Consider the following 26,409-nt stretch of genomic DNA (forward strand, 5'->3'; position numbering starts at 1 on the left):
GTTGCGTGGGGCTATTCTCGCGCAGCGACGGTGGCAAAAGAGCCGTTCGCCGGGGAGCACGGCATAAGCCGTAAAGCCATTGCGCAGGGAAGGCCGGGATGCTCCCGCTGTACCTGTATGCTCGTGTGCGTGTTCTTTTGCGCACTTTGCACACGAGACCGCGGGTGCGGCAAGCATCCGGTCTTCCCTGCGCCCTCTGAATCAGGAGGGCCGGAAGTTGATAGCAAACCTCGGGCGCAATGCACCGCGAGATCGCGATGTCACGTCGTCCCTGCGAACGCAGGGACCCATAACCACAAATGTTGATTGTGACGCGAAGCTGGGGCCCGCTATCCCATCGGCAAGCGAGAGCGGTGGCTATGGGTCCCTGCGTTCGCAGGGACGACGATATAACTTCGGACAGCTCACGCCATTTTGACAGTCCTACCCAGCCAATCGTCGAAACGCGTCGGCATGATCCGCGCGCCGTCGTCCGGCACCAGCGTGCGCAACGCGAGTGGCGCGCCGAAATACGGCACGTCTACGCCCGCCACGATCTTGCTGGTATCGCCTTGCTTGCGGAGCCAGCGGCCGACGAAATCCGCAAGCGGCGCCGCTTCGGGACCCGCGACCTCGCATATGCCGTTGGCAGGCTCGCCGAGCGTCACGTCGGCCAGCGCTTGCGCGACCTCATCGGACAACAATGGCTGCATCAACTGGCTGGAAACGTGAACCTCGCCGTCCCTGCGCCCGTAGTCCGCGATTCCACCGATGAATTCGAAGAACTGGGTGGCGCGCAGGATCGTGTAGGCCAGCCCGGAATTTTCGATCAGCCGCTCCTGCGCCAGCTTGGCGCGGAAATACCCGCTGCTCTCAAGCCGGTCGGTACCGACGATCGACAGCGCAATGCAGTGCCGCACACCGGCCTGTTTCGCCGCCGCAATCAGGTTGCGTGTTCCGTTCTCGAAGAAGTGCAGCACCGCCTTGTCCTCGAACGAGGGCGAATTCGAGACGTCGACGACAATGTCGGCTCCCACGAGCGCCGGCTGCAGCCCCTCCCCGGTCACGGCGTTGATCCCCCTGCTCGGGGACGCCTGCAACACCTCATGACCGCGCGAGGCGAGCAACGGGGCCAATTTCGAACCGATCAGACCTGTACCGCCGATAATGACGATCTTCATTTCCTCGCTCCTCTGTCGTTAAGGCCGCGGCACCACGCGCCATCGCCAAGACCAACTGGAACGGGTCGGTGTGACACGTGCAACCGTAACCCTGGATTAATTTGCACCACCTATACTGGCAGTCCGCACATCCGTTACCAGCGCAAATGGCCTAAAATCCCATGAAAATCGGTACCCTCCTCACCGCTGCCATCGTTTCGCTTTCCGCCGTCGGCGGCGGCCTCGCCGTCTATGTGGCGGTTTCGAAGTACCAGACCATGGACAAGGTCTCGGTCGCGCAGAGCCGGCTGGAGGTGGTGCGTGCGGTCGGCGACATCCCGCGCTACATGAATCCCGAGCGCGGCTTTGCCACCAACATCATGTTCGGACCTCCTACCGTGGATCCGAAACTGCTCGCCGAACTCGACAAATATCGCAAGAACACCGATGGGGCGCGCGACAAGATGAACCGGGTCAAGGCGACCTTGGCGGGCGCGATCGAAGACAGTGCTGCCGTCGGAAGCAGCATCGATGCCCTGAATACCCAGTTCGCCGCGCTGCGCGCAGCCATCGACAAGGCCCTCACCGGTCCGCCGGAAGCCCGCCGCGATGCTGCCAGGAAAATCGTCTCCGACAACTCCGTCTTCAACAAGGCTGTCACGACGCTGCTCGACGAGCAGGTGCGCAAGATCGCGCTGCTCGACGGCACGGCCTACCGGCAGGCAAGCTACGCCAACGTCGCCTGGACGCTACGCGACGTCGGCGGTCTCAACTCCAGCCTGCACAAGAATCTCATCGGCGCCAACCGGGTAGCCACCGAAGCCGAGAAGATGGAGATCAGCCGCTCGCAAGGGAGAAACGATCAGATTCTGATGTCGCTGCAGGAATTGCGCGGCAATCCCTCTACGCCGGCTAATGTGGCCGCGGCGCTCGACAAGATGAACGCGGCCTATGTCGATCGCTTCGGCAAAGAGCTGAAGCTCGTCAAGGATGGCGCCATCAGTGGCAAGTATGAACATGATATGGAAACCTACTACGCGGAGACTCAACTCGGTCTTGCGTCCATCATTACGGTCCGCGACGCGTTCTACGACAACGCCGAGCAGGTGCTCGGTGAGGCCTATTCCTCCGCGCGCTTCAGCTTCCTCATCGCGCTGGCGGGCCTGATCGCGGTTGTCGCCGCCAGCGCCACGCTGATCGTGATGGTGCGCCGCCGCGTCTGCATGCCGATCGTCGACCTCACCACCACCATGTCGCGGCTGGCCAGCGGCGACGTATCCGGTGAAATCGCCGGCGCCGGCCGCGGCGACGAGATCGGCGCGATGGCATCGGCGGTGCGCGTTTTCAAGGACAACATGATCGAGGCGGAACGTCTTGCCGCCGAGAAGGCCGCCGAGAAGGCCGCCGAGAACGACGGCAAGATGCGCCGCGCCCAGGTGCTTGACGAACTCACGCGCGTGTTCGAAGCCAAGGTCACCGAACTCGTGGGCGGACTTTCGGCCGCCTCGTCCGTCATGGAAGACACCGCGCAGTCGATGTCGTCGACGGCGACCGCCACCAACCGCCAGGCGGCGATCGTTGCCGCCGCTTCCGAGCAGACCTCGGCCAACGTGCAGACGGTTGCCAGCGCCACCGAAGAATTGACCTCCTCGATCTCCGAGATCGGCCGCCAGGTCGCGCAATCGACCGAAATCGCCGCCCGCGCCGTCGATAATGCGCGGCGCACCGGCGAGACCGCCCGCTCGCTCGCCGAGGGCGCGCAGAAGATCGGCGACGTCGTGACGCTGATCCAGAGCATTGCCGCGCAGACCAACCTGCTGGCACTGAACGCGACGATCGAGGCCGCGCGCGCCGGCGATGCCGGCCGTGGCTTTGCGGTCGTCGCTTCCGAAGTCAAATCGCTGGCCGGCCAGACTGCCAAGGCGACCACGGAAATCTCCGAGCAGATCGCGTCGATTCAGGCGGCGAGCGATCAGACCGTGACGGCGATTCAGAACGTCGCCAACGTGATCGCCGAGATCGACCAGATCGGAACCGCGATTGCCGCCGCGATCGAGGAACAGGGCTCCGCGACCAAGGAAATCTCCCGCAGCGTGCAGGAAGCCGCGCGCGGCACCCAGGAGGTCAATTCCAACATCACCGGCGTCCAGAAGGCCGCCGACGATACCGGCGCTGCCGCCAATCAGGTGCTCGGTGCGGCCGAGCAGTTATCCTCGCAGTCCAAGGACCTCGCCGGGCAGGTCAACCGCTTCCTCTCGGAGGTGCGGGCGGCGTAAATTCGCTCGTCAATCGGCAAAGCCGATATAGCGGACGAAATCGCGGTTGGCTACGGCGCGATGCGCAGCGTCTCGCGCCTCGCCGCATCCGCTGCCGCAAATCGACCAGAAATTGTGTCTAGCCAGTGCGCCTCGTACGCGGGGACAAGCCTTGAACAAGAAACTGAAATATGCGGCGGCGGCGATCGCCGTCTTTGGCGCAGCCATCTACCTCAACAACACCAATCATCTCGCCGCCCATCAGGAGGGTAAGCCCGTCCTGCTCGCGCATCGCGGCATAGCCCAGCGCTTCGACGAGCGCGAGCTGAAGAACGACACCTGCACGGCGGCGCGAATGCTGCCGTCAAGCCATCACTATCTGGAGAACACGATCGAATCGATGCGAGCCAGCCTTGCGGCCGGTGCCGATGTCGTCGAACTCGACGTTCATCCGACGACCGACGGCGAATTCGCGGTGTTTCACGACTGGACGCTGGATTGCCGCACCGACGGGCGCGGCGTCACGCGCGAACACTCCATGGCCTATTTGAAGAAGCTCGATATCGGCCATGGCTATACAGCCGATGGTGGCAAGACCTTTCCGTTTCGCGGCAAGGGCATCGGCCTGATGCCGACGCTCGCCGAAGTACTGGCGGCCTTTCCGCAGCAGCGGCTGCTGATCAACGTCAAGAGCCGGGACGCGTCCGAGGGAGAGAAGCTGGCAGCCGTGCTGACCAAGCTCCCCGCCGAACGCCGGGCGCAGATCATGGTCTATGGCGGCGACGAGCCGGTCGAAATGGTCCGCCGGCGGCTGCCGGATGTCCGAACCATCGCGCGTTCGACCATCAAGAGCTGCCTGCTCGGCTACATCGGTTACGGTTGGACCGGACTTGTCCCGCAGGCCTGCAACAATGCGATGGTGATGGTGCCGATCAACGTTGCTCCATGGCTGTGGGGTTGGCCGGACCGCTTCCTCAGCCGCATTCGAGCCGCCAATAGCGAAGTGTTCGTGCTCGGCCCTTACCGAGGCGGCGACTTCTCTACCGGAATCGATACGCCGGAGCAGTTCGCGCGGCTGCCGCAAAACTATTCCGGCGGCATCTGGACCGATGAGATTGAGGCCATCGCGCCGCTCGCCGGCAAGCGAAACTAGCCGCTAGCTCCGCAAGCCCGGGGCCTCGTGCCCGGTGCGCGCGACATATTCGGTGTAACCGCCGCCAAATTGGTGGATGCCCTCCGGCGTCAGCTCGAGCACGCGGTTGGAGAGCGCCGCGAGGAAATGCCGGTCGTGGGACACGAACAGCATGGTACCCTCGAACTCGGACAGCGCATTGATCAGCATTTCCTTGGTCGCGAGGTCCAGGTGGTTGGTCGGCTCGTCCAGCACCAGGAAATTCGGCGGATCGTAGAGCATTTTTGCCATCACCAGCCGCGCCTTCTCGCCGCCCGAGAGCACGCGGCACTTCTTCTCGACGTCGTCGCCGGAGAAACCAAAGCAGCCCGCGAGCGCGCGGAGCGAACCTTGTCCCGCCTGCGGAAAGGAATCTTCCAGCCATTCGAACACCGTGCGCTCACCGTCGAGCAGGTCCATGGCGTGCTGGGCAAAGTAGCCCATCTTCACGCTGCCGCCGATCGCCACCATGCCATCGTCGGGTTCGGCCGAGCCCGCCACCAGCTTCAACAGCGTCGACTTGCCGGCGCCGTTGACGCCCATCACGCACCACCGCTCCTTGCGGCGGATCATGAAATCAAGGCCCTGATAGATGGTGCGGCTGCCATAGCCCTTGTGGACGTTCTTCAGGCTGACGACATCCTCGCCCGAGCGCGGCGCCGGCAGGAATTCGAACGCCACCGTCTGTCGCCGCTTCGGCGGCTCGACGCGCTCGATCTTGTCGAGCTTTTTCACCCGGCTCTGCACCTGCGCCGCATGCGAAGCGCGCGCCTTGAAGCGCTCGATGAACTTGATCTCCTTCGCCAGCATCGCCTGTTGGCGCTCAAATTGGGCCTGCTGCTGCTTTTCGTTCAGCGCGCGCTGCTGCTCGTAGAACTCGTAGTTGCCGGAATATGTCGTGAGCGTCCCGCCGTCGATCTCGACGACCTTGTTGATGATTCGGTTGATGAACTCGCGATCATGCGAGGTCATCAACAGCGCGCCCTCATATCCCTTCAGGAACTGCTCGAGCCAGATCAGGCTCTCGAGATCGAGATGGTTGCTCGGCTCATCCAGCAGCATCACGTCAGGCCGCATCAGGAGGATGCGTGCCAACGCGACCCGCATCTTCCAGCCGCCGGAAAGCGCGCCGACGTCGCCCTCCATCGTCTCCTGGCTGAAGCCTAAGCCCGACAACGCCTCGCGAGCCCGGCCGTCTAGCGCATAGCCGTCGAGCTCCTCGAAGCGGTGCTGCACCTCGCCGTAGCGCGCGATGATATCTTCCATCTCGTCGGCACGATCCGGGTCGGCCATGGCGGCCTCGAGCTCCCTGAGCTCGTTTGCCACGACGCTGACAGGCCCGGCGCCGTCCATCACCTCGGCCACGGCGCTGCGGCCCGACATCTCGCCGACGTCCTGGCTGAAATAGCCGATAGTGATCCCCCGATCGAGCGAGACCTGGCCCTCGTCGGGTAGGTCCTGGCCCGAGATCATCCGGAAAAGCGTGGTCTTGCCCGCCCCGTTCGGGCCGACGAGGCCGATCTTCTCCCCCTTCTGAAGGGCTGCGGAGGCTTCGATGAAGAGGATCTGGTGGCCGACTTGCTTGCTGACGTTATCGAGACGGATCATTGGGCCCTGAAGGAAGGAAATCGCTGCGGCCGCTGCTTAGGACATCTAGCGTGCTTGTGGAAGCGGTTCCGAGATATTCCCGCCGCAACAAGCTACGCTACCTGACGGTGTTTTGGTTTGTCGACACAACTGCATGCCAGGAGACATATACCAGGGGCCGAATGATCTCGCGTATGGGCGGTAAAACCTTCCAGCGCTGCGAACCGATCTGTACCGGCATCGTTAGCCCGTCAGCTCCAATTGAACCGACGGAGAGTTCCCATGAGCGCAACAGGTCTCGAAGTATTCGACAGAACGCTCCAGATCACCAACACGTGGTTGGACGAAGTGATGACCAACCTGCCGCGCGATCGCAAGCTGGCGTGGCATATTCTGGGATCGGTATTGCGAACCATCCGCGACCGGGTTCCGGTCAATCTTGCCGCCCATCTCGGCGCGCAGCTCCCACTACTGGTGCGCGGCACGTATTACGACCAATGGCGGCCAAGTGAAACGCCGAAGGCATGGCGATCGGCAGACGAGTTTCTCTCCATCGTCTCGGCAGAACTTAGTTCGCAGAAACCGGTCGATTCCAAAGATGCAGCGCAGGCGGTGTTCCGCGTTCTGAACCATCATGTCGATCCCAATCAGGTCGAGAAGGTGCGCCACGCGCTTCCGGAAGACGTTCAGGCGTTGTGGCCCCGTAACAATCGGGTTTCATCGGCGGCCTGATGCGGCATCTGATCGCGGTTCCGAAGATCGACAAGAACCCTGATGTTCGCCGGGCGTTGTCTTGCAGCACAAAAGCAATCAACAACGGGAGCGAGCAATGACCAGACCTCCGCCCGTGCCGCAGGACAATCAAAGCCACAAGGGTACAGGCGATCCGAAATCCGGCAACGCCCATGAAGTTCGGAAGGGCCGCGGCCGCGTTGAAAATACCCGTGAGCAGGGGCAACAACACCGCTCAGAACACGACTCATCAGGGCTATCAGCAGGATCGCTAGTCAGGAGCGAGCACCATGTCGACTTCAACGAAGACGCGCGCGAGCATTCGCCAGGGCGGCCCGGGTGCTTCCCATGAAAACGCCAAGGCGCCGCTTCACGTCGAAAAGCCGCCCGCCGATGATCCGCAGCGCCGGCACAGCAAGGTGTCCGGCGGCGGCGGCGAACATGACACCCACCACACTCACGAGCCGGAGCGAAAGGGCGGCGGCACCCATCCCGCATCGAAGGACGCGTCATGAGCACCAAGCATGTGAAACTGAACCGACCGACTAACGTCGATCTTGTTCGAAATCCGCTAATCGGAGGCTCGAAGGGAACATCGATGGCGCAGGTAACGTCCGACGAGCTTGAGGAATTCGAGGGCGCCAATACCTTCGAGGGCGACATCGAGAATGATACGAATCCTCAGGGTGGTATCACTAAGGCAGAAGTTCGCGACCGCCGCCGCGGGCCGCCGCAAAACGATCGGGATAGCGGGCCGCGGCGAATGCCGCTGCAGGGGAAGAAGACGCACGAGCAGCAAATGCGCATTCTTGAACGGAAGCCCGATGTGCCCGACGCGAGACAGATGGAGGAGATTGCGCAGACCCAGCACCCTGGCGGCGCCAAAATAGCGAAGCGCCAAGCACGTCAATCGGAATTTCCGATAAGCCGCGGCGGGCTCAACCAGGAAAGCCAGCACAACAAGCACAATCGTCCGGGCCAGTCCGGCCACAAGCCTCAAAAGCCATAGGGGATAGTTACTATGACACGTGGAGCACATGGAGACGGCAAGCATCTCGGCCCTGGCGCGAAGGGCAAAGGCGCCGGGACCGGCGCTATGACCGACGTGCAGAACGATCTGATCGGCGACAACGCGGTGCTCTCCAACCGCGACAAGACCGAGCATTCGCGCGATCGCGGCCAGGACAGCAAATGGACCCAAACCGAGCAGTTGAAAGACCACGCGGCAAACAAGGGCCGCGGATAAGGCGCGAGATTGTCGGTCGAGCACGCGCGGAGATCACAGGTTGATCACGCCAAGTCGCGCGGCATGTGCCACAGCATCGGTGCGGCCTGTGGCATCAAGTTTGGCAAGCAGCGAAGCCACATGGAATTTGGCGGTATGCACGGATATTCCAAGTTGGCGCGCAATGGCTTTGTTGGATGCGCCTTCGGCCATCAGGACAAGCACGTCGCGCTCGCGTGGCGTGAGATCGATATCGGACGCATCGACGGCCGTCGGCGCGTCGCGTGATATGAGCGCGACCGTCGCTGCCTCTCCGGGCGCCGCCAGACGAAGTCCGGACACGCCGCCGAGCAGAGACGCGAGCCGGTCCGCCAGCGCCGGATCGGCGATCTCGATAGCTACCACAATGACCGGTGAGGTCTCCTCGCTCACGCTTCTGGCCTTTCGCCGATTGTGAGCTTGACTTGCAGCGGTTGGCCGGCCCGGCGAATCGTAATGTCGATGACCGCCCCGATACTATCCGGCCCAAGCGATCGGATCAGCGAGCGCATGCTGGTCAGCTTCTCGTTGTTCCATCCAATGATCACGTCGCCTTGCAGGATACCGGCGGCGGCCGCGGGGCCTGACTTGTCGACACTCATCACCATCGCTCCGACGCCATCGTCGAGCTTGATCGGCTGCAATCCAACCCCGAGATAGCCCCGCGCAATCCGGCCATGGGTTTCAAGCCTTCCCGCGATCCGGTCGATCGTCGTGCCGGGAATCACGAGAATGCGTCGCACCCCTTGGACTGCCATGCCGATCGCTTCGCCAGAGGCGTTGACGGCAAGTCCCCCCTCGTGATTGCTGCGCAGTCGTACGTCGAGCTCGATCCTGGCATCGATCTCACCGCCACGAAGGCTACGCCAGCGGCCTCCGACCAGCGAGACGACGCCGAGCGCCGCCGTGGGAACGCCATGCTCGGCAGCGACCAGAACTATCAGCGAGCCCAGATCCGGAACAACAGGCGAGAACGCGACGGAGGCAGTATTGCCGGCATCACTCTTGGTATCGAGCCGCAGCAGCGCGATATCGGTGGTGTGATCCCGTCCTGCGATCTTGGCCGACTGCGTCGCCCCGTCGGCAAATTTGACTGAGACTTCGCCTTCGTCAGCCAGCGCTTCATCAGCCGTCACGATCAGGCCGGGTTTCCAGATGAAGCCCGAGGCCCGCGAGCGGTGCGAATGCACCGAGACGATCGCGGACTTTGTCCGGGCGACGACATCGGCAAGGGCGGAGGATAACGACGGAAGGATAGCTGCGGTCGGGTCGGGCATGACAGAACTCCTGGATCGGTTGAATCCAATCTGGGAGTTCAGATTGCGTTCGGGAACTAGCCTGATGGGCAGGCCGCAGGAGTTTTCCGCCTCGAACCCGAGCGCTCCCGCTTCGCCCTATGCCGTGTGTCCGGGATCGATGTACTTCGGCGTCTTCTTCTCCCGTTGAGGCGTCATCCTCGCAGGATCGGGGGCGCCAGGCACGCCGCGCGGTCCGAGCTGCTCACGCTGAATATCGTCTTCCGACTTCTCGGGTTCGACGCCATTGGGCTCGTGAATTCGGGTCATGGCTGAACGGGTTCTCCTTCGAACATCAGCTCGCGCTGTTAATGCCTCAGCAGAACACCTGTTCCTATTCCCGATCTGGCGCACACCGTGGAACTAGTATTGCTGCGTGCTCCCGTGTCACAACTTTCGAGTGTTGATGCTGTATCAATCAATTTCTCGGGCGTTTGCTGGAAGCCCTCTAAGAGCTCCTCTAAGAACCATTCCATTAGAGGAATCGTAATACCTCGCGTATGCGTCACCGCGTTGCGCTGCCCGACTTCCTGAAGGCGGCGTGAGTGCTCGCAGGTTGGGGTGAACCTTGAAGTCTCGTGATTTGTTCCGGATCGCCGCGTTGGCGACCGTGTCCGTATTGGCGTTGTGGCCGCAGTCGACGTTCGCGCAATCAAGTTCTTCGTCGCAATCCGGGGCGCAGTCGTTACCTCCCGTCGTCGTCGCCTCGCCGGAGGCTCGCCGTCGCGCCGCAGCGCCGGAACGGCGCCAGACACGGCGCGCAACGCAGGCAGCGCAATCCAACCGACCGCAGCCGCAACGCGGCGTCGGCTTCGTCGAAAACCCGCGCGGCGCAGTCCAGGGTTATGTCGCCGGCCGCTCGATGGCGAGCACCAAGACCGACACGCCGATCATGGAGACGCCGCAGTCGTTGTCGGTGATCGGCAGCGAACAGATTCGCGACCAGAAGCCCGGCAAGTTCGACGAGATCCTGCGCTACACTCCGGGCGTTGTCGCTGGAACGTTCGGCGCCGACACCCGCAACGACTGGTTCCTGATCCGCGGCTTCAAGTCGGACGACGTCGGCCTGTTCCTCGACGGGCTGCAGCTCTTCTACACGTCCTATGCGAGCTGGAAATTGCAGCCGTTCAACCTCGCCCGAGTCGAGGTGCTACGCGGCCCCTCCGCCGTGCTCTATGGCGGCTCCAGCCCGAGCGGTATCGTCAACGCGGTCAGCAAGATGCCTCCAACAGAGCCGATCCGCTATCTCGAGACCGGCGTCAATAATTTCGGCAATGCTTATCTATCTTTCGATTTTGGCGGCCCGGTTGCGACCGCGCCCGAAAACGGCAAGCTATTCTACCGTGTGGTCGGCCAGGTCCAGAACGGCGGCACCCAGGTCGATTTCACCCCCGACAACAACTATTTCATCGCGCCGTCCGTCACCTACAAGCCGGATGCAGACACGACGTTCACCGTGCTGGCTTCGGCGTCGAAGCAGGATACGCGCGGCATTAACTTCCTGCCGTATGTCGGAACGGTGGTCGATGCGCCCTTTGGGCGTATTCCGACAAGGCGGTTCGTCGGCGACCCCAGCGTCGATACGTTCAAGCGCGAACAGGAGATGATCGGCTATCAATTCGAGCGCAACCTCTCTGACAGCGTCACATTCCGGCAGAATGCGCGCTACGCGCATGTTGACATCACCTATCGCGGTTTGGTCGGCAATAGCTATTCCAACATCGCCACCGGTGACCTCGCCCGCTACAATTGGTACGCGAAGAACACCGCCAACCAGGGCAATCTGGACAACCAGTTGGAGTATCGTTTCGATACCGGCCCAGTGCAGCACACGATGCTATTCGGCTTCGATCTGAAGGCCTATCGGATCGACGATTACCAAATCTTCGACTTCGGCGGTGTGCCCTCGATCAACGTGTTCAATCCGGTCTACGGTGTCGGCGACATACCGTTCACGGTCGCGCCATTCCGCAACTTCCTCCTGACTCAGAATCAACTCGGCACCTACATTCAAGACCAGATGAAGTTCGGCGGGTTCACGCTGGTGCTGAGCGGCCGTAACGACTGGGTATCGACCAGCCAGGCCGATCGTCCGAGCGGCGCCACGCTGTACAACCGCGAGGACAGCAAGTTCAGCGGCCGTGCCGGCCTGATCTACAATTTCGCCAACGGGCTCGCGCCCTATGTTGCCTACGCGACAAGCTATAACCCGATCATCGGCCTCAACGCGTCGAACCAACTGTTCCTGCCGGAAACCGGCGAGCAGGCCGAGATCGGATTGAAGTTTCAGCCTAACGGCTTCGACGGCCATTTCAGCATTGCCGTGTTCGATCTGAAGCGGCAAAACGTGCCGACGACAGTCCCGGGCATCACGCCGGTTCTTCAGAACCAGACCGGTGAGGTCACCTCGCGCGGTCTCGAGCTGGAGGCCGTAGCCAATCTCGCACCTGGCCTGAAGATGGTTGGCGCGTTCACCACCTACGATCTCTTTATCAGCAAGGACGCGAATCCAGCGCTGCTCGGCCTGACGCCGACCAACACGCCACAGCAAGTTGGATCCGTCTGGGCTGACTACACCTTCCAGGAGGGACCGTTGAGGGGCTTTGGCTTTGGTGGCGGCGTGCGCTACGTCGGCAAGTCCTTCGCCAATGCCGCGAACACGCTGGTGGTTCCCTCGGTCGTGCTTGGTGACGCGGCGGTCCACTACGAATGGCAAAACTGGCGCGCGGCGCTGAATTTCATCAACATCGCCGACAAAACTTACGTCGCAAGTTGCGCGTCCGATACGTCCTGCTTCTACGGCGATCGCCGCCGCGTGACGGCAAGCCTCGCCTACAAGTGGTAACGCGTCGCAATCGGCGGGGAGGCAGCCCTGAAAGCCAGAACGGTTCGCATCTGGTCAGTGGTCCACACCTGGAGCAGCTTGATATCGACGCTGTTCCTGCTGCTGCTGTGCATCACCGGCCTGCCGCTGATCTTCCATCATGAGATCGATGAGCTGCTCGGCTACGATCCAAAGCCCGAGATCGCCCAGCCGGGCGCGGTGAAGCGGAGCATCGACGAGATCGCCCGCACGGCGCTTGCGAACGATCCCGGTCGCGTCCTGCAATATATCTTGTGGGACAAGGACGAGCCGAACAACGTGATCGCCTTCACCAACAACAAGGTCGACGGCGATCCGGATGCCGCGACGCTCAGGGCCTATGATGCACACACCGCCAAGCCGCTCGGCTCGGTCGGTGGTGGCCCGATGCTGATCTTCCTCAAACTCCACGTCGATATGTTTGCCGGCCAGCCCGGCAAGCTGTTCCTCGGCGCCATGGGATTCCTGTTCCTGGTCGCCATCGTCTCCGGCGTCGTGCTGTACTGGCCGTTCACGCGGCGCCTGAGCTTCGGCACCCTCAGGGACAAGTCGAGCCGCATTGCCTGGTTCGACTGGCACAATCTTCTGGGCGCGGTTACCATCGCATGGGCGCTGGTGGTCGGCGCCACCGGCGTCATCAATACGCTTGCGGAAGTGATGCTGAGCCAGTGGAAGGCCAACGAACTCGCCGACATGGTCAAGCCTTACGCGGGCAAGCCGCCACCGGTCCATCTCGCCTCGCTTGATGTAGCGCTTGAGAATGCACGTAAGGCCGCGCCGGACATGAACGTCTCCTTCGTTGCCTTCCCCGGCACCCCATTCACGAGTTCGCATCATTTCGCGGTGTTCATGCGCGGAGACACGCCGTTGACATCGCGCCTGCTCAAACCAGTGCTGCTCGATGGCGAAACCGGCGAAGTTTCCGACGCGCGCGATCTTCCGGTCTATCTCAAGGCGCTGTTGGTCTCGCAACCGCTGCACTTCGGTGATTATGGCGGCATGCCGCTGAAGATCATCTGGGCCCTGCTCGACATCATGACCATCGTCGTCATCGTCAGCGGGCTCTATCTGTGGGTCGTCAAACGCCGCAAGCACCGCAGCCACGCGATCGCGGGACAGCCTGCGTTGCAGCCGTCGCGATGACCGACGCACGCAAGTTGCGCTCCAGCGGCAATTGGTGGACCGTGTATGGCGGTCCACTGCTGATCGGGGTGCTGTCGGTCGCTGGGTTGTTGACGGCGCTGCTTTCGGAAGGCGCCGGCCGTTATTTTTCCTGGATCGCCGTTGGCTCGCCCGTGGCCCTCACCGTGTGGTTTTTCGCGCGGCGCAAGCGTGGCTAAGCGGGCCGCATCAACTTGAGCGTCGCAGCCAGCCGCAAGCTTCGCTTTCCCGCGAGCGCTATGGCTTCGAGTTGAGCGCCGGCTTCGTCGCAGGTGCCGGTAAAGCCGATGCCCACCTCATGGCCGCCGAACACAGGGTTTTCACCCTTCGCCGGCGTATGCTCCTGGTTCAGGATCTCACCCTTCCAGCGGCCGTCGGCCGAAGCGTAGGCCCCGAGGTAATAGAAGAAAGCATCGCCGCCGAGGATGCGGCCGTCCAGCAGCAGCATGACGCCGGACAGACCGGCCTCGATACCATCGAGCGCGCGGAGCTGGAGGGAATAGAGCCCGTTGACTATGCCGCCCGGCCCGACGGTGCCGACCGGCGGCAGCGCCTCGTCGTCGAGCCGCGTCAACTCGGCCCAGAACAGGGCGCCGGGCCGCGGCGCGGCGCTGCCTTCAAAACGAATCTTGTTGCCCTGCAGCCTGCCGCGCACGCTGATGGCGGCGACATCGGTGTCCATCAGCGGCTTGTAGTGGGGGTCGTCATTGTGGCGCTGGGTGATGACCTCGCCGATAATTTCCCCAGCCGTCTCCTGATAGGTGCCGAGATGGGCAAAGGCGGAATTGCCGCCCGCCAGCTTGCCATTGTGCATGCACATGATGCTGCGGCCGAACGCGTCGTTCACGCCGTACTCGACCTTGTAGAGCCCGTTCAGCAACGAAGGTGTCCCGCCTTTGTCAAATCATCTCGCGGGGCTTAGCACCGCCGGAAGCCCGGAACCAGCCGCGTTTTAATGCCGCTTGAAGCACTGCACCGCGCGCTCGTGCTTTTCCGCCGCGGCACGCGATTTGAAGGTTCCAAGGTTACGGCGCTTGCCCGTTTTCGGATTGATTTTGCGGGAATAGAGCCGGTATTCGCCCGATTGCAGTTTTCGGATCATGGAAAGCACCGCTTTTTGCGAGCCCCCGTCCGCAATAATTGCGCCGCGGGCCCTCTTGTTCCGGTCCTGCTATTCGCGTTGTCTCTGGCCCTGCGATGCCGGATCGCTCTGCCGGCACGGAATGAATGGGGCCCCCGTGCAACATTTCTTCCTGTACCTCCTCGCGCTCGGGGCTGGCGTCAGCGTCGCGACCCAGCAGGTGCTCAATGGCAGTCTGCGCACGGCGCTGGGCTCGCCGGCCTGGGCGGGGCTGATCAGCTATGCGGGCGGCCTCATCACCATGATCGTCGCGGTGATCGCGCTCGGCGGACGCGTGCCGTCCTGGAAAACAATGGTCGATGTGCCGTGGTATGCGTGGTCCGGTGGCGTGTTCGGCGCTGCCTTCATCCTGCTGGCGATCCTGTTGTTGCCCTCGCTCGGTGCAGCGACGCTGTTTGCGCTGGTCATCGCCGGCCAGGTGCTCGCTGCGGTGACGCTCGACCATTTCGGCGCGTTCGGGCTGACGCCGCATCCCGTCAGCGCCGCGCGGCTCGCAGGCGCAGTGTTGTTGATCGCCGGTGTCGTCTTGATCCGGGATTGAAATTCAGGGCTCGAGCCCGCTCTCGCGCAACGCTGGCGCGACCGCAGGCGACGCAAGAAATCGCAGCAGCCGGTCCGCTTCATCCGGTTTGTTGCTCGCTACCATACGCCCGGCGGAAAACACCGCGGGCGTTTGCAAGTCGCGTGGAATGGCTCCAACCACCGCGATGCCGCCGACCTGCTTCAACTCGCTGATTTGCTGGACGGCGAGATCGGCCTCGCCGGTCACCAGCTTCTCAGCGGTAAAGCCCTGCGGGATGATCTGCGCCCTCGCATTGACCTCGGCGGCAATGCCGAGTTGCTCGATCAGTCTTGCAAACAGAATGCCGCTGGCGCCGAGCCGCGAATAGGCCACCGAGCGCGCGCCGAGTAACGCCGCGCGCAGCGCCGCCTCGGTCGCGATATCGGGATGGGCCGCCCCAGCCTTCACGGCGATGCCGACAAAGGAGCGGGCCAGGTCCACGCACGTCTCCGTGACCGCCCGCCCCTCGCGCGCGACTTCGTCCAGCCCCTCGCGGGTCAGGATGACGACGTCCGAGGCCTCGCCCGCGCGCAGCCGGTCCAACAGCGCCAGTGTGGGCGCGAAATCGGCGTCGATGCGTGCGCCTCCGGCCGCCCGATACTGGCCGGCCAGGCTTTGCACGGCGCCCTTCAACGCCAGCGTCGAGAGCATGCGCACGGTATCAACCATCGGCCGCTATACCCGGCGCATCAGCTTGAGCACCGCGGTCATGCGAAGGCTGCGCTTGCCGGCGAGCGCGGTCGCCTCCAGGAGCGCGCCTTGCTCGTCGCAGGAGCCGGAAAAGCCGATGCCGACTTCATGCCCGCCGAAGATGGGATTCTCGCCCATGGCGGGCGTGTGCTCCTGATTGAGAATCTGGCCTTTCCAGCGGCCGTTCTCCGAGGTGTAAGTTCCGAGATAGTAGAAGGATGCGTCGCCGCCAAGGATGCGCCCGTCATTGAGCAGCATCACGCCGGTCAGGCCGCCCTCGACGCCGTCGAGCAGGCGTACGTGGATGGAATAGAGGCCGTTGACGATGCCGCCCTTGCCGACGCTGCCGGCTATCGGGATGGCCTCCTGCTCGATCGGCGTCATCACCGAATGGAACGCCACGCCGGGCAACTCCTTCAAGCCCCCTTCGAAGCGGTACAGATTGCCGTCTGCCCTGCCCTTCGCCAGCAAGGTGGCATCGTCGGTGCCGGCCATCGCGCGGTAATTCGGGTCCGGGTTGTGGCGCACGGTCTGGATCACGATGTCGACGCCATCGTCCCGTTTTTCGTAACTGCCGATATGGGCAAAGGCCGAATTGCCGCCCAGCATCTTGCCGCCGCGCGCATACATCACGCTGCGGCCGACCGCCGCGCCAAGCTGAAACCTGACTTTGTAAAATCCCTCAAACAATGCCGTCACCCCGGCAAACCCGGCTCGTTGTCTAGCGCGGTTCATAACGCAGGGGAACGGCCTTGAACCGCCGTATTTGAATCAAACCTATCAAAGCGCCGTGTCATCAAAACGCAATGATCCGCCAAGGCGACGCCTTGGCGGATCAGCTTTGCAACCCGGAAAGCCCGAATTGTATCGTCGGTCAGTTAGGCCGCGGCCGCCTTGGCGCCGGTCGGGACTTCCGCGATCGTCTTCAGGATCTGAGACGCGATCTGGTAGGGGTCGCCCTGCGAGTTCGGACGGCGGTCTTCCAGATAGCCCTTGTAGCCATTGTTGACGAAGGAGTGCGGAACGCGGATCGAGGCTCCGCGGTCAGCCACGCCATAGCTGAACTTGTTCCAGGGCGCGGTCTCGTGCTTGCCGGTCAGGCGCTTGTCGTTGTCCGGCCCGTAGACGGCAATGTGGTCCATGAGATTCTTCTCAAAGGCAGCCATCAGCTTCTCGAAGTATTCCTTGCCACCGACTTCGCGCATGTACTTGGTCGAGAAGTTGGCGTGCATGCCCGAGCCGTTCCAGTCGGTATCGCCGAGCGGCTTGCAGTGGAATTCGATGTCGATGCCGTAGCTCTCGGTCAGGCGCAGCATCAGGTAGCGAGCCATCCACATCTGGTCGGCAGCGGTCTTGGAGCCCTTGCCGAAGATCTGGAATTCCCACTGGCCCTTCGCCACTTCAGCGTTGATGCCTTCGTGGTTGATGCCGGCGGCGAGGCAGAGGTTGAGATGCTCTTCCACGATCTTGCGGGCGACATCGCCAACGTTCTTGTAGCCAACGCCGGTGTAGTACGGGCCCTGCGGACCCGGATAACCGTCCGAGGGGAAGCCGAGCGGACGGCCGTCCTTGTAGAAGAAATATTCCTGCTCGAAGCCAAACCAGGCACCTTCATCGTCGAGAATGGTTGCGCGCTTGTTCGAGGGGTGGGGGGTCTTGCCATCGGGCATCATGACTTCGCACATCACCAGCGCGCCGTTTTCCCGCGCAGCATCCGGATAGACGGCGACGGGCTTCAGCACGCAATCGGAGCTGTGGCCTTCGGCCTGCATGGTGGACGAGCCGTCGAAGCCCCACAGCGGAAGCTGTTCGAGCGTCGGGAACTTGTCGAATTCCTTGATCTGCGTTTTGCCGCGCAGACTCGGCGTCGGCGTATAGCCGTCGAGCCAAATATACTCGAGCTTGTACTTGGTCATTGAGCCTCTCTTGAGTTGCTATGAAATGCGGAAAACCGAAACCTTGAATTCTGGACTTTGACGCCCAGCCCCCGGAGGTCCCCGCATGCGTGTACCCGGCCACGTCAGGCCACGCCCTTCTAAGCATTTAACGTGCCAATCGCTGCAGTGCGGCATTGGCCTTCCACGGCTCGCGCCGGCGGCGGCCCAAAATAGAAGCTGCGACATAGGAGCGCGGCCGGCCCGCAAATCGGGCGGTCTGGGGGCGGGCCAGCGGTCCGAATCCAGCACATTTTTCCGGCATTTTCGCTCCGCTGCCGCTAAGCGCTTAAAGGTGCAGCATCCTTTTGAGGCCCCCACGTGGGACGCCGACTCCGCCGAGCAACCATCCCGTCGCCCCACGCGTTGGTCATGCAAACGCTGCCTTGCAGAATGCACCGCCAAAACTGCCTACGAAATAGACAAAGCCTGCCGTTCTCTTGGTCACTTGCACCCGCCCGGGGCACCGACAATATCGCCTTACGTAACCAGTAGAGAACGAGTCGGGCGCACCATGGAGGCTCGCGCTTCGAAAAAAGGAGACAATGATGAATCCGAGTTTGAATCACGGGTCAGCCACGATCTACCAGTTCCCAGCCGGGGGCCGGGCGGCTCTCGGGGGACGTCGCTATGGCGAGACCGAAGCCGTGACCGAGTTTGCGGCCCAGCCGGTCAACCTCGCGGACTGCTGCGATAGCTGGTACCACGCCGCGGCGATCGAGGACGCCAAGACCGAGCGGGATCACTGATGCTTGGGAGGTGTTTGGCAGGGACGCGCCGGGCAAACGAGGCGCGGACGGAGAACTAGAAAAGGGTCGGAACGAAATCGTTTCGGCCCTTTTTCATGTCTGCTCGCACGTCGTGGTCGGCCGCCTGGCGTGCTTGAGTGTGGTGATGCCGGCTTTGGTGATCCGTAGGGTTACGCCCTTCCCCTGGTAACGCGACCCTGACAAGACCCAACGCTTGGGCAGCGTCACCGCCTTGCCGTCGAGTTGCAGATGGGCACGCTTGTCGTATTGAAAAAATCCAACCGTGAACTGCGAGCCGTCGGCGCAACGATAATTCCGGAAGCTGGACTGCGCCGACGCCGCTGACGGCATGGTCGCAACCGCGGCGAAGCCTAGCGCCGCGCCAAAAATCGTATTTCTGCGACAATTCATATTTCGTCCCTCGCACAGTCGAGTATAGACGAGACAAGAGCGGGCGACATGCCCTTTCGACCGTTTGTCCGCAGCACGAGATCGTTCAAACCGCCAATGTCAGAATCCCCTGCCTCCCCTGCCCGCCATCTCAATCTTGCCGGCGCCAGCAATTTTCGCGATCTCGGCGGCTATCCCACAAGCGACGGCCGGACCGTACGCTGGCGGCAGATTTTTCGCTCCAACCATCTTGGCCATCTCACCGAAGGCGATGTCTCCGTGCTGCGGGAGCTGGGCGTCCGCAGCGCGTTCGATTTTCGCGGCACCGAGGAGCGCACCGCCGCCCTATGCGGCATGCCCGAGATATCAGTTCATTCGCTGCCGGTCGAGCCGACGGTGGTCGCGGCGCTGCGCGCCATCGCAGCCGCCGGCACGCCGCTGTCCACGGACCACGCCGTCGAGGTGATGCGCGACTCCTACCGCAGCTATGTGCAGAAGAATACGCAACACTTCCGGACCCTGTTTGCACATTTGCTGGAAGATCGCGCGCCGCTGGTGATCCACTGCACCGCCGGCAAGGACCGCACCGGCTTTGCGTGCGCGCTGATCCTGCATACGCTCGGCGTTTCCGAGGACATTATCTCGGAAGACTATCTCCTGACCAACCGCTTCTACCGACGGGACCCAAATCACAGCAGCGACCTGCCCGAAAACGTCAAGCAGGTGCTGGGCTCGGTGCAGGCCTCGTTTCTCGCCGCCGCCTTCGAGGCCATCGACGCCGACTACGGTGATCTCGAAAGCTATCTCCGCGATGGTCTTGGTCTCGGCAAAGCCGAACGCGCCCATCTCGAGGCGCGCTATCTGCAGCGCTGATTCCATAGCGTTTTCAAGCGAAGTGGATTCCGGTTCGCGTGAAGAAAACGCGTCAAACAAAAAATTAGGGCGCGGTTCTGATTCAATCAGAACCGGGCTCTAATCCGCCTTCACCTCACCCGCTGCATCGACACGACCTGCGCGGACAGCTTGCCGCCTCTCGCCCTGACGTTGACCTGCACCTTGTAGTCGTTGCTGGTTTCGCCCTTGGGCACATAGAGCATCGCGGTAAAGCGCACGCGGCCGCGCGCATCGAGTGTCACCGGCAGGTCCTCATGCACGCGAAAGAAATTACCCTGGCGATTTCGCGGCGGCAGCCTGGCCGTCATGATCGGCGCGATATTAATCCGGGAATGGATTTGCGCGCACCCTCGCGCGGTCGCGATGGTACCGGCCGCGAGCTCTATTGCAAAAATTTAAGAGCTCTCGCGGTAAAATAAATTAGTTTATCGAGTTAAAGTCTAGCGCACCGTTGGCGCAAGATTTTCAGATACTATTTTTTAAGTCTAGCGCACTCGGTGCCGCCGTTCCTGGCCGCATAGGCGGGATTGCGATACCAGCCGTGCTTCAGGGTTGGCTGCCAGTCTGTGCGCGTTTGCGAAAATACACCGGCAGGACATGGTCCCCACTTCAAATTGGCTCTGCCACCCGCCATTCCGCCCTGCATGGGAATCGGCGCTCCTCTCATAATGCCCCATTTGCTTCTGGGGCCCATGTTGTAGCCGCCTCGAAATTGAACTTCCTGTATGTTATCGCGATAGTCTTCTTGCATAATTGGTCCGTCGAGTTCAGTCATAAACACGCCATCTCGAGCTTCCTCTGAATCATCGGAACCAGTTACGACCGCGTGAGGCTCGACCAGCGCACGCAGATCGAGTTTGGTCGCCGTTTCACCATCAATCCGGTAATAGGCAAAGGAATCGCTCTCCCAGCGGCTGTTCGCCACCCCAATGACGGCCCGACTGTCCGGCGACCAGGCCGCAAGCAGTTCGTAGCGGTTCGCCCGCATTTCACCCGTCTCCCAATGGGTGCCGCCGAGTGTGGTCAGCACCGCGCCATCGGTGACACGGATCAGGACGTTTTCGACGTCGTCGGGAGTATTCTGGCCGGACGGCAAGCCCTGCGCGGTTCGCCAGGCGAACGCGTAGTCCTTCGAGGGCGAGGTGGTGTCGGCGAAGACACGCATCGCAGCTTTCCCTTCGCCGCATACGAGGCCGCCGTGGCGATCGGCGACGCAGCCTTGCGCATGCGCGGCGACCACCGACTGCAATGCGATGAGAGCGAGTGGAAATGCGAGAGCGGAGCGCATGCGCTATCTTATCCGCCACGCGCAAGTCGTAAAGTAGACCGTAGCGGCCAAAAGCTGCGCGCTATCGGCTCAGGCCGCCGCTTCCATTTCCAGTTCGGCGTCGAGATCGGCGATGACGTCCTCGAACGCCGAGATCGCCTGCTGGATCGCTGCGATCTGCATCAATTCCCAGCTCGAGACCGGACCGCTGCGATTCTGCAGCGCTACAACCAGGTCGCGCCGCTGCTCCTTAAGCTGAACAAGCGGTAAACCATGATCCGGCAAACCCATGACAAATCCCCCTGCCTTCTTGTTGGAGTCCTGTTGTACCGAATGGATTCTGCAAACGGCTTACAGAACTCCGGCAAATTTTATCGATTTAGCCTCATCCCTTGACCTCCCGTAGTTCTACGTAGCTCGCCACCTCCGGCCAGAATTGGGCCGCGACAATTTGGGCCGGCGAGACTGACAGTCATGCAGAAATTCGCCGCATCGGGATTGAAAATCTCCTGATAGGGTGCGCTCCCTCATCCGCATGCGGAGGCCCTTCATGGACGGAAAAGTCATTGTCGTGACGGGCGCACTCGGTGCGCTCGGCCGGGTGGTCGTGGACGAGGCGCTGGCGCGGGGCGCCAGGATTGCAAGCGTCGATCATGCCCCGACGCAAGCCCCGGCCACGGCGGACCTGTTCGAACTCGGCGGCATCGACCTCACCGATGCCGCGGTAGCCAAAAAGGCCATCAACGCCGCCGCCGCGCATTTCGGCAAGCTAGATGCGCTGATCAACATCGCCGGCGGCTTTGCCTTCGAGACGGTGGCAGAGGGTGATCCCAAGACCTGGCAACGGATGTATGCGCTCAACGTCATGACCGCGCTCAACGCCTCGCGCGCGGCGATCCCGCATCTCGCCGCATCGGGCGCGGGCCGCATCGTCAATCTCGGCGCGATGGGCGCGCTGCAGGCAGGCAGTGGCATGGGCGCCTACGCCGCCTCAAAAGCTGGCGTGCACCGCCTCACCGAGGCGCTCGCCGTCGAACTCAAGGGCAAGATCACGGTCAACGCCGTGCTGCCGTCGATCATCGACACCGCAGCCAACCGCGCCAGCATGCCGAAAGCCGATTTCACCCAATGGGTGACGCCGAAGGAACTGGCCGACGTGATCCTGTTCCTCGCCAGCGACGCGGCTAGCGCCGTCACCGGCGCGCTGCTGCCGGTGAACGGGAGGGTTTAACCCTCCACCTCCACCAGTTTTCGCAGCACCGCCTTGAAGCGGATGCTGCGCTTGCCGACGAGCGCGGTGGCTTCGCCTTCCGCACTGTCGCGGTCATACGTGCCGGAAAAGCCGATGCCGACTTCATGGCCGCCGAACACCGGCCGTTCGCCCATGGCCGGGGTATGCTCGCGGTTGATGAGTTCGCCCTTCCATCTGCCGTTCGCCGCCGTGTACGCCCCGACATAGTCGAAGAACGCGTCCCCGCCCCTGATGCGGCCGTCCTGCAGCATCATGACGCCGGTGTTGCCGGCATCGATTCCGTCGAGCATACGGATGTGGATCGAATAGAGCCCGTTTCCGATCCCGTTAGGGCCGACCGCACCGGGCGGCGGCGCGTCGGTATCATCGATAGGGCTCAGAATGGTCGTGAAATAGACGCCGGGCAAGGCCGCGCTGCCGCCGTCAAAATGAAACTCCTCACCGCGGGGGGCGCCCCTGAAATTCATCACGGCATGTTCAACTTCGAACATCGGAACATATTTGGGATCGTGATAATGGCGCGACATCGTAACCTCGCAAGAGACGATGCCATCGGTTTCGGTGAAGTGGCCGACAAAGGAAGAGCCGGAATCGCCGCCGTACAGTCTGCCGCCCGATGTCGCAAACATCACGCCGCTGCCCGTGCCGCGCGCCGTGGTGAAGCGGAATTTGTATAGCCCTTGCAACACGCCTACTCGCTGTGGGAGCGGCAAATGCCTGTCGGTCCGCGAACGATCGATTCGCAGGTTCCCTCAAATTGCCGCTGGCCTTGTCCCCGCCCCGACAATAGCCGCCCCGGGGCTATCCGATCAAACGCTTTGCCGGCTAGGCTCGGCGTGTTGAGTCGCGGCAGCCAGCGCCGCCGGAGCCTGCCTTGGAAACCGCACTTTATCTTCCCGTCAAACGCTTCCTCGAAAAGCTCGGCTTCACCGTCAAAGGCGAGGTCGGCGGCTGCGATCTTGTGGCGCTGAGTGGCGACGATCCGCCGATCGTGGTGATCGGCGAACTGAAGCTCTCCTTCAACCTGGAACTGATCCTGCAGGCAGTCGATCGCGCCAGCGCCGCCGACGAGGTCTGGCTTGCGGCTAAATTATCCGCCCGCGGCAAGGGCCGCGAAAGCGACGCGCGGTATCGCAACCTTTGTCGCCGGCTTGGCTTCGGCATGCTCGCTGTCACCAATACCGGCGATGTGGAAGTGCTCGTCAAGCCGCCGACATCAGCGCCCCGCCGCGATCCCAAAAAGCGCTCGCGGCTGATCGCGGAGCACCAGAAGCGCAAGGGCGATCCCGTCATGGGTGGATCGACGCGCGCGCCGATCATGACGGCGTACCGACAGCAGGCGCTGGCCTGTGCCTCCGCGCTGTCAGGCGGGCCGCGGCGCGTCAGGGATTTGCGGACGGAGATTCCCGATGCTGGAAAAATCCTCTTGCATAATGTTTATGGCTGGTTCGATCGCGCCGAGCGCGGCATCTACGTGCTGACTGATGCCGGCCATGCCGCGCTGAAGCGCTGGCCACAGCAGCCGCTGGATCTGGCTGCCGCCGGTAATCCCTCGCCATGATGGCAAGCACGGTGACACCGAACCGTACAGCGCTACCGGACTTGAAAGATTTTGGATGCATGGCTGTATTGTCGAGCGAAATTCATATTGCAATGCAACATTAGGGCACCTAGGTATCTCCGCAATCAAATGCGAGGCGCCTTATGAGCGAAGACTGGAACACGAAATACGGCACACGACGCGTCCGGCGGGATCCGCCGACGCTGGAGGAGGCAATCTTCGCCGCGGTCGGGATCACCGACGATCAGCAGCAGCAGGCGGAAATCGCCGCCGCGCTGATGGGGCTGCCCTATGAGGAAGTGCTCGCTGAAGTGAAGAAGACCGGCCGCGCGCTGGCGCGATCGGCCACCCGCGTCATTACGGGCGAGCAAGGCGCGCAGCGATCGGTCGTGGTCGAGCGCCGCGTCGTCAGGCGTTTTGGCAACGACAAGCGTACCGGCACCTGAACAGCCGCGATTGCCTGAATTGCACAGAGAATTGCCCAAGGAATTGCCCAAGGCTTTGGGCAATTCTCGAGATCGAACGTACGGATCGGCTTAAGAGCCCCCCCCACTCGGACGGGGCGGTCCCGGCCATACGAAGCAGCATTCGCCGATAAGCGCGGTTGAAAGCCACCACCGCACGCGTCGTCTTCAGCACGCTCTCGATCCAGGACGTCGCAAGTTCGGCCTGATCATACTTCGTCAGATCGATCGTGCCGGTGGATTCGCCGTGGCGGAATATAAGCTGTGCGCCGAACTTGCTGGCGAGCGCCCGCATCGCCTCGTTCTGCGCGCCGGTGGTGATCCGCAGGCTCTTATAGCCCTTGGCGCGTGCTTCCTTGATCAGCTTGCGGAACAGGATGCTGCCGACGCCGCGCCGCCGCACGGAGGTTTCGACGCTGAAGGCGATCTCGGGAAGCGAATCCGGTGACTGATCCGGCGGATGCAGCTCCGCCGCTCCGCGAACCACGCCGTTTTCAAAGAAGGCGATGATCGTCGTGCCGTCATTGGCGCATTTCTCGGCGTAGCGCTCAATGAAGCTGTCGTCCATGAAGCCATGGAAACGATCGCGGCGGCTGGTGCGGTCGAGCCGCAGCAGGTGATCGCGCAATAGCGGCAGTTCTTCCTGCTGGCTCAGCGTGCGCACGCTGCTATCGGCAAGCGCAGCCGCAATAACGGTGAGGTACATAGTCCAAAACTCCTCTGAGAAAACCCTCGAGGAGGCGTCGAATCCCTAGACCACCCATATTGTGCGGCGCAGCATCGAATTCAAGACCGGATTGCTCCGTGTACTGCCTTAAATAACAGCAACATTTCCAGCGATTTAGCTGATCCGCCATTAACCAATTGTTAAGCTTCGTCACCCGGCCCAAAGTGGGCATGGAGCTTGCTTATTTTGGATGCGCCAAGCCCAGGCAACGCACCCGGATGGTTCGTGGAGGCCCATTGTGGCTGTCGTGCTCGACACCAGATCTTGCCTTCCGGAGCGCCGGCTTGCGGTCTGGCAGGACATTGTGTGCGACACCTTCGTCGGGCTCGACTGCAAATCGGACCTGCGCGGCGCGTTTTGGGGCTCGGTGTCGCAATCCAGAATCGGACCGGTCGCGCTCACGCAGGTCGATTCCACGGCACAGCGGGTATTCCGCACGCCGTCACGAATAGCCCGCGCCAGCGAAGATTTCGTGCTGATGGCGCTGGGCAACAACGGCGTGAACGGCGTGTTCCAGGATGGCCGCGAGGCCGTCGTCTCCGCCGGACAATTCGTCATCTACGACACCACCCGCCCCTACGAGCTGCGGTTCGACGACAGCTTTTCGCAGACGATCTTCCAGATGCCGCGCAAACTGCTGCAACAGCGCGTCGGCTCGTTCGATAGTCTGACCGCGACGACGTTTGCAGGCGATCGTCCGCTCGAACGGCTGACATATGATTTCGCGCGCAATGTGAGCCAGACGATCGAACTGGTTGATCCCGCCGCCGCAACGCGCCTGCTCGACCAGGCGCTCGACCTGCTGGCGATGACGCTTGCCGACCGGCTGCATGCCCGCTTGCCGGACCAATCGGCTCACCGGTCGGCGCTGCTCTATCGCCTCAAGAACCATATCCTGACGCATCTTTCCGATCCCGAACTGTCGCTGCCGCGCGCTGCAGCCGCAGTCGGAATCTCGCCGCGTTACGCCAGCGATCTGATGGCCGCCGAACAGTCCTCGTTTCGGAGCTACGTGCAGGCGCAACGGCTGGAGCGCTGCAAGCGAGATCTTGCCGACCCCGCCTACCAGGCCCGGCACATCGGCGAGATCGCCTTCGCCTGGGGCTTCAACGACCTCGCCCATTTCAGCCGCATCTTCAAGCAGCGCTTCGGCATCTCGCCGCGCGAATGGCGCGAGCACAAATAACGCCTCCCGCCCCTCTCCTTTCCCGTCGTGCGCACGCATCTGACGCCGCCGCGCGCGCTGTCCGCCTGCCGGTTAAGACAAGTTTTCGTTCCGCCGCGGACAAGCGGCACGCGCTGCCATGGCTG

At 62.4% G+C, this 26,409-nt stretch carries 31 protein-coding genes and 1 pseudogene; 16 read left to right on the forward strand and 16 right to left on the reverse strand.

Translation table 11 applies throughout. The annotated features are described in order from the left end of the window. Positions 1-404 precede the first annotated feature (404 nt). Complete coding sequence (locus V1278_RS23910) at positions 405-1,160, reverse strand: SDR family oxidoreductase (RefSeq protein ID WP_334382393.1); 756 nt, start codon at positions 1,158-1,160, stop codon at positions 405-407. A gap of 161 nt (positions 1,161-1,321) precedes the next feature. Between V1278_RS23910 and V1278_RS23915 the strand changes: the two genes are divergently transcribed. Beyond that, positions 1,322-3,415, forward strand: coding sequence for a methyl-accepting chemotaxis protein (locus V1278_RS23915; RefSeq protein WP_334382394.1), 2,094 nt, complete (start codon positions 1,322-1,324; stop codon positions 3,413-3,415). Positions 3,416-3,566: 151 nt separating this feature from the next. Next, positions 3,567-4,547, forward strand: coding sequence for a glycerophosphodiester phosphodiesterase family protein (locus tag V1278_RS23920; RefSeq protein ID WP_334382395.1), 981 nt, complete (start codon positions 3,567-3,569; stop codon positions 4,545-4,547). 3 nt (positions 4,548-4,550) lie between these two features. Here V1278_RS23920 and V1278_RS23925 read toward each other — a convergent pair whose 3' ends face one another. Further along, the gene (locus V1278_RS23925; RefSeq protein ID WP_334382396.1) at positions 4,551-6,173 is read right to left on the reverse strand and encodes an ABC-F family ATP-binding cassette domain-containing protein; all 1,623 of its coding nucleotides are present in this window, start codon (positions 6,171-6,173) and stop codon (positions 4,551-4,553) included. A 261-nt stretch (positions 6,174-6,434) separates the two neighbouring features. On the opposite strand from V1278_RS23925, the gene V1278_RS23930 reads away from it, so the two are divergent. The 4 genes from V1278_RS23930 (at position 6,435) to V1278_RS23945 (ending at position 8,130) form a co-directional block, all read left to right on the forward strand. Next, positions 6,435-6,884 (forward strand): DUF2267 domain-containing protein, encoded by a 450-nt coding sequence (locus V1278_RS23930; protein WP_028346376.1) that lies wholly within the window; start codon positions 6,435-6,437, stop codon positions 6,882-6,884. Positions 6,885-7,174: 290 nt separating this feature from the next. Next, the gene (locus tag V1278_RS23935) at positions 7,175-7,399 is read left to right on the forward strand and encodes a hypothetical protein (RefSeq protein ID WP_334368622.1); all 225 of its coding nucleotides are present in this window, start codon (positions 7,175-7,177) and stop codon (positions 7,397-7,399) included. Further along, on the forward strand, positions 7,396-7,893 hold the full coding sequence (locus tag V1278_RS23940) for a hypothetical protein (RefSeq protein WP_334368621.1): 498 nt from the start codon (positions 7,396-7,398) through the stop codon (positions 7,891-7,893). Before V1278_RS23935 ends, V1278_RS23940 begins: the two co-directional genes overlap by 4 nt. A gap of 12 nt (positions 7,894-7,905) precedes the next feature. After that, positions 7,906-8,130 (forward strand): hypothetical protein, encoded by a 225-nt coding sequence (locus V1278_RS23945; protein WP_334368619.1) that lies wholly within the window; start codon positions 7,906-7,908, stop codon positions 8,128-8,130. 33 nt (positions 8,131-8,163) lie between these two features. Here V1278_RS23945 and V1278_RS23950 read toward each other — a convergent pair whose 3' ends face one another. From V1278_RS23950 to V1278_RS23960, 3 genes are all read right to left on the reverse strand, one after another. After that, positions 8,164-8,541: a response regulator transcription factor gene (locus V1278_RS23950; RefSeq protein ID WP_334382397.1), complete on the reverse strand. Its 378-nt coding sequence runs from the start codon at positions 8,539-8,541 to the stop codon at positions 8,164-8,166. Beyond that, positions 8,538-9,425: a S1C family serine protease gene (locus V1278_RS23955; protein WP_334382398.1), complete on the reverse strand. Its 888-nt coding sequence runs from the start codon at positions 9,423-9,425 to the stop codon at positions 8,538-8,540. Before V1278_RS23955 ends, V1278_RS23950 begins: the two co-directional genes overlap by 4 nt. Positions 9,426-9,542: 117 nt before the next feature. Next, positions 9,543-9,713: a hypothetical protein gene (locus tag V1278_RS23960; RefSeq protein ID WP_334382399.1), complete on the reverse strand. Its 171-nt coding sequence runs from the start codon at positions 9,711-9,713 to the stop codon at positions 9,543-9,545. A gap of 313 nt (positions 9,714-10,026) precedes the next feature. Here V1278_RS23960 and V1278_RS23965 point away from each other — a divergent pair, with 313 nt between their 5' ends. The 3 genes from V1278_RS23965 to V1278_RS23975 are packed head-to-tail and all read left to right on the forward strand — an operon-like array spanning position 10,027 to position 13,646. Next, a complete protein-coding gene (locus V1278_RS23965) occupies positions 10,027-12,288 on the forward strand; it encodes a TonB-dependent siderophore receptor (protein ID WP_334384245.1) in 2,262 nt (753 codons plus the stop codon). Between the two features lie 57 nt (positions 12,289-12,345). Then, complete coding sequence (locus tag V1278_RS23970; protein ID WP_334382400.1) at positions 12,346-13,449, forward strand: PepSY-associated TM helix domain-containing protein; 1,104 nt, start codon at positions 12,346-12,348, stop codon at positions 13,447-13,449. Then, complete coding sequence (locus tag V1278_RS23975; protein ID WP_334368608.1) at positions 13,446-13,646, forward strand: hypothetical protein; 201 nt, start codon at positions 13,446-13,448, stop codon at positions 13,644-13,646. The genes V1278_RS23970 and V1278_RS23975 overlap by 4 nt, the downstream gene beginning before the upstream one ends. Here V1278_RS23975 and V1278_RS23980 read toward each other — a convergent pair. Together V1278_RS23980 and V1278_RS23985 are read right to left on the reverse strand one after the other, a co-directional pair. Beyond that, positions 13,643-14,347, reverse strand: coding sequence for a GrlR family regulatory protein (locus tag V1278_RS23980; RefSeq protein WP_334382401.1), 705 nt, complete (start codon positions 14,345-14,347; stop codon positions 13,643-13,645). The two genes, V1278_RS23975 and V1278_RS23980, sit on opposite strands and share 4 nt — an antisense overlap. 72 nt (positions 14,348-14,419) lie before the next feature. Then, the gene (locus V1278_RS23985) at positions 14,420-14,569 is read right to left on the reverse strand and encodes a hypothetical protein (protein ID WP_334382402.1); all 150 of its coding nucleotides are present in this window, start codon (positions 14,567-14,569) and stop codon (positions 14,420-14,422) included. 121 nt (positions 14,570-14,690) lie between these two features. Between V1278_RS23985 and V1278_RS23990 the strand changes: the two genes are divergently transcribed. Beyond that, positions 14,691-15,149, forward strand: coding sequence for a DMT family transporter (locus V1278_RS23990; protein ID WP_334382403.1), 459 nt, complete (start codon positions 14,691-14,693; stop codon positions 15,147-15,149). 3 nt (positions 15,150-15,152) lie between these two features. Here the strand turns inward: V1278_RS23990 and V1278_RS23995 are convergent, their stop codons facing one another. From V1278_RS23995 to V1278_RS24005, 3 genes are all read right to left on the reverse strand, one after another. Further along, complete coding sequence (locus V1278_RS23995) at positions 15,153-15,839, reverse strand: substrate-binding domain-containing protein (protein WP_334382404.1); 687 nt, start codon at positions 15,837-15,839, stop codon at positions 15,153-15,155. 6 nt (positions 15,840-15,845) lie between these two features. Next, positions 15,846-16,550 (reverse strand): GrlR family regulatory protein, encoded by a 705-nt coding sequence (locus V1278_RS24000; RefSeq protein WP_028346387.1) that lies wholly within the window; start codon positions 16,548-16,550, stop codon positions 15,846-15,848. 188 nt (positions 16,551-16,738) lie between these two features. Beyond that, on the reverse strand, positions 16,739-17,776 hold the full coding sequence (locus V1278_RS24005; protein WP_057846503.1) for a glutamine synthetase beta-grasp domain-containing protein: 1,038 nt from the start codon (positions 17,774-17,776) through the stop codon (positions 16,739-16,741). A gap of 566 nt (positions 17,777-18,342) precedes the next feature. Here V1278_RS24005 and V1278_RS24010 point away from each other — a divergent pair. Beyond that, entirely contained in the window at positions 18,343-18,543 is a 201-nt protein-coding gene (locus V1278_RS24010) for a DUF2735 domain-containing protein (protein WP_442893742.1), read from the forward strand. Positions 18,544-18,636: 93 nt separating this feature from the next. On the opposite strand, the gene V1278_RS24015 is transcribed toward V1278_RS24010, so the two are convergent. Continuing rightward, the gene (locus tag V1278_RS24015; protein WP_334382405.1) at positions 18,637-18,954 is read right to left on the reverse strand and encodes an MliC family protein; all 318 of its coding nucleotides are present in this window, start codon (positions 18,952-18,954) and stop codon (positions 18,637-18,639) included. A 96-nt stretch (positions 18,955-19,050) separates the two neighbouring features. Between V1278_RS24015 and V1278_RS24020 the strand changes: the two genes are divergently transcribed. After that, positions 19,051-19,806: a tyrosine-protein phosphatase gene (locus V1278_RS24020; RefSeq protein ID WP_334382406.1), complete on the forward strand. Its 756-nt coding sequence runs from the start codon at positions 19,051-19,053 to the stop codon at positions 19,804-19,806. Between the two features lie 110 nt (positions 19,807-19,916). On the opposite strand, the gene V1278_RS24025 is transcribed toward V1278_RS24020, so the two are convergent. The 3 genes from V1278_RS24025 to V1278_RS24035 all read right to left on the reverse strand — a co-directional run bounded on the left by V1278_RS24025 (position 19,917) and on the right by V1278_RS24035 (position 21,385). Further along, positions 19,917-20,135, reverse strand: a complete 219-nt coding sequence (locus tag V1278_RS24025) for a hypothetical protein (protein ID WP_334382407.1) — start codon at positions 20,133-20,135, stop codon at positions 19,917-19,919. A 164-nt stretch (positions 20,136-20,299) separates the two neighbouring features. Further along, positions 20,300-21,115: a hypothetical protein gene (locus V1278_RS24030; protein WP_334382408.1), complete on the reverse strand. Its 816-nt coding sequence runs from the start codon at positions 21,113-21,115 to the stop codon at positions 20,300-20,302. A gap of 69 nt (positions 21,116-21,184) precedes the next feature. Continuing rightward, complete coding sequence (locus V1278_RS24035; protein WP_028346392.1) at positions 21,185-21,385, reverse strand: hypothetical protein; 201 nt, start codon at positions 21,383-21,385, stop codon at positions 21,185-21,187. Positions 21,386-21,644: 259 nt separating this feature from the next. Here V1278_RS24035 and fabG point away from each other — a divergent pair, with 259 nt between their 5' ends. Then, on the forward strand, positions 21,645-22,325 hold the full coding sequence (gene fabG, locus V1278_RS24040) for a 3-oxoacyl-ACP reductase FabG (protein WP_334382409.1): 681 nt from the start codon (positions 21,645-21,647) through the stop codon (positions 22,323-22,325). Here fabG and V1278_RS24045 read toward each other — a convergent pair. After that, complete coding sequence (locus V1278_RS24045; RefSeq protein ID WP_334382410.1) at positions 22,322-23,035, reverse strand: GrlR family regulatory protein; 714 nt, start codon at positions 23,033-23,035, stop codon at positions 22,322-22,324. The genes fabG and V1278_RS24045 overlap by 4 nt on opposite strands. A gap of 185 nt (positions 23,036-23,220) precedes the next feature. On the opposite strand from V1278_RS24045, the gene V1278_RS24050 reads away from it, so the two are divergent. Together V1278_RS24050 and V1278_RS24055 are read left to right on the forward strand one after the other, a co-directional pair. Further along, positions 23,221-23,907 (forward strand): DUF2161 domain-containing phosphodiesterase, encoded by a 687-nt coding sequence (locus tag V1278_RS24050; RefSeq protein ID WP_334368585.1) that lies wholly within the window; start codon positions 23,221-23,223, stop codon positions 23,905-23,907. A gap of 143 nt (positions 23,908-24,050) precedes the next feature. Continuing rightward, positions 24,051-24,353 carry a hypothetical protein gene (locus V1278_RS24055; RefSeq protein WP_057846498.1) on the forward strand — a complete coding sequence of 101 codons (303 nt, stop codon included), beginning with the start codon at positions 24,051-24,053 and terminating at the stop codon, positions 24,351-24,353. A 207-nt stretch (positions 24,354-24,560) separates the two neighbouring features. On the opposite strand, the pseudogene V1278_RS24060 reads toward V1278_RS24055, so the two are convergent. Then, positions 24,561-25,077 (reverse strand): annotated as a pseudogene (locus V1278_RS24060) (GNAT family N-acetyltransferase); the annotation flags it as partial. 259 nt (positions 25,078-25,336) lie between these two features. Here V1278_RS24060 and V1278_RS24065 point away from each other — a divergent pair. After that, the gene (locus tag V1278_RS24065) at positions 25,337-26,284 is read left to right on the forward strand and encodes a helix-turn-helix domain-containing protein (protein WP_334368582.1); all 948 of its coding nucleotides are present in this window, start codon (positions 25,337-25,339) and stop codon (positions 26,282-26,284) included. The last annotated feature ends 125 nt before the right edge of the window (positions 26,285-26,409 follow it).

Source organism: Bradyrhizobium sp. AZCC 1577, assembly GCF_036924575.1.
Taxonomy (GTDB): Bacteria; Pseudomonadota; Alphaproteobacteria; order Rhizobiales; family Xanthobacteraceae; genus Bradyrhizobium.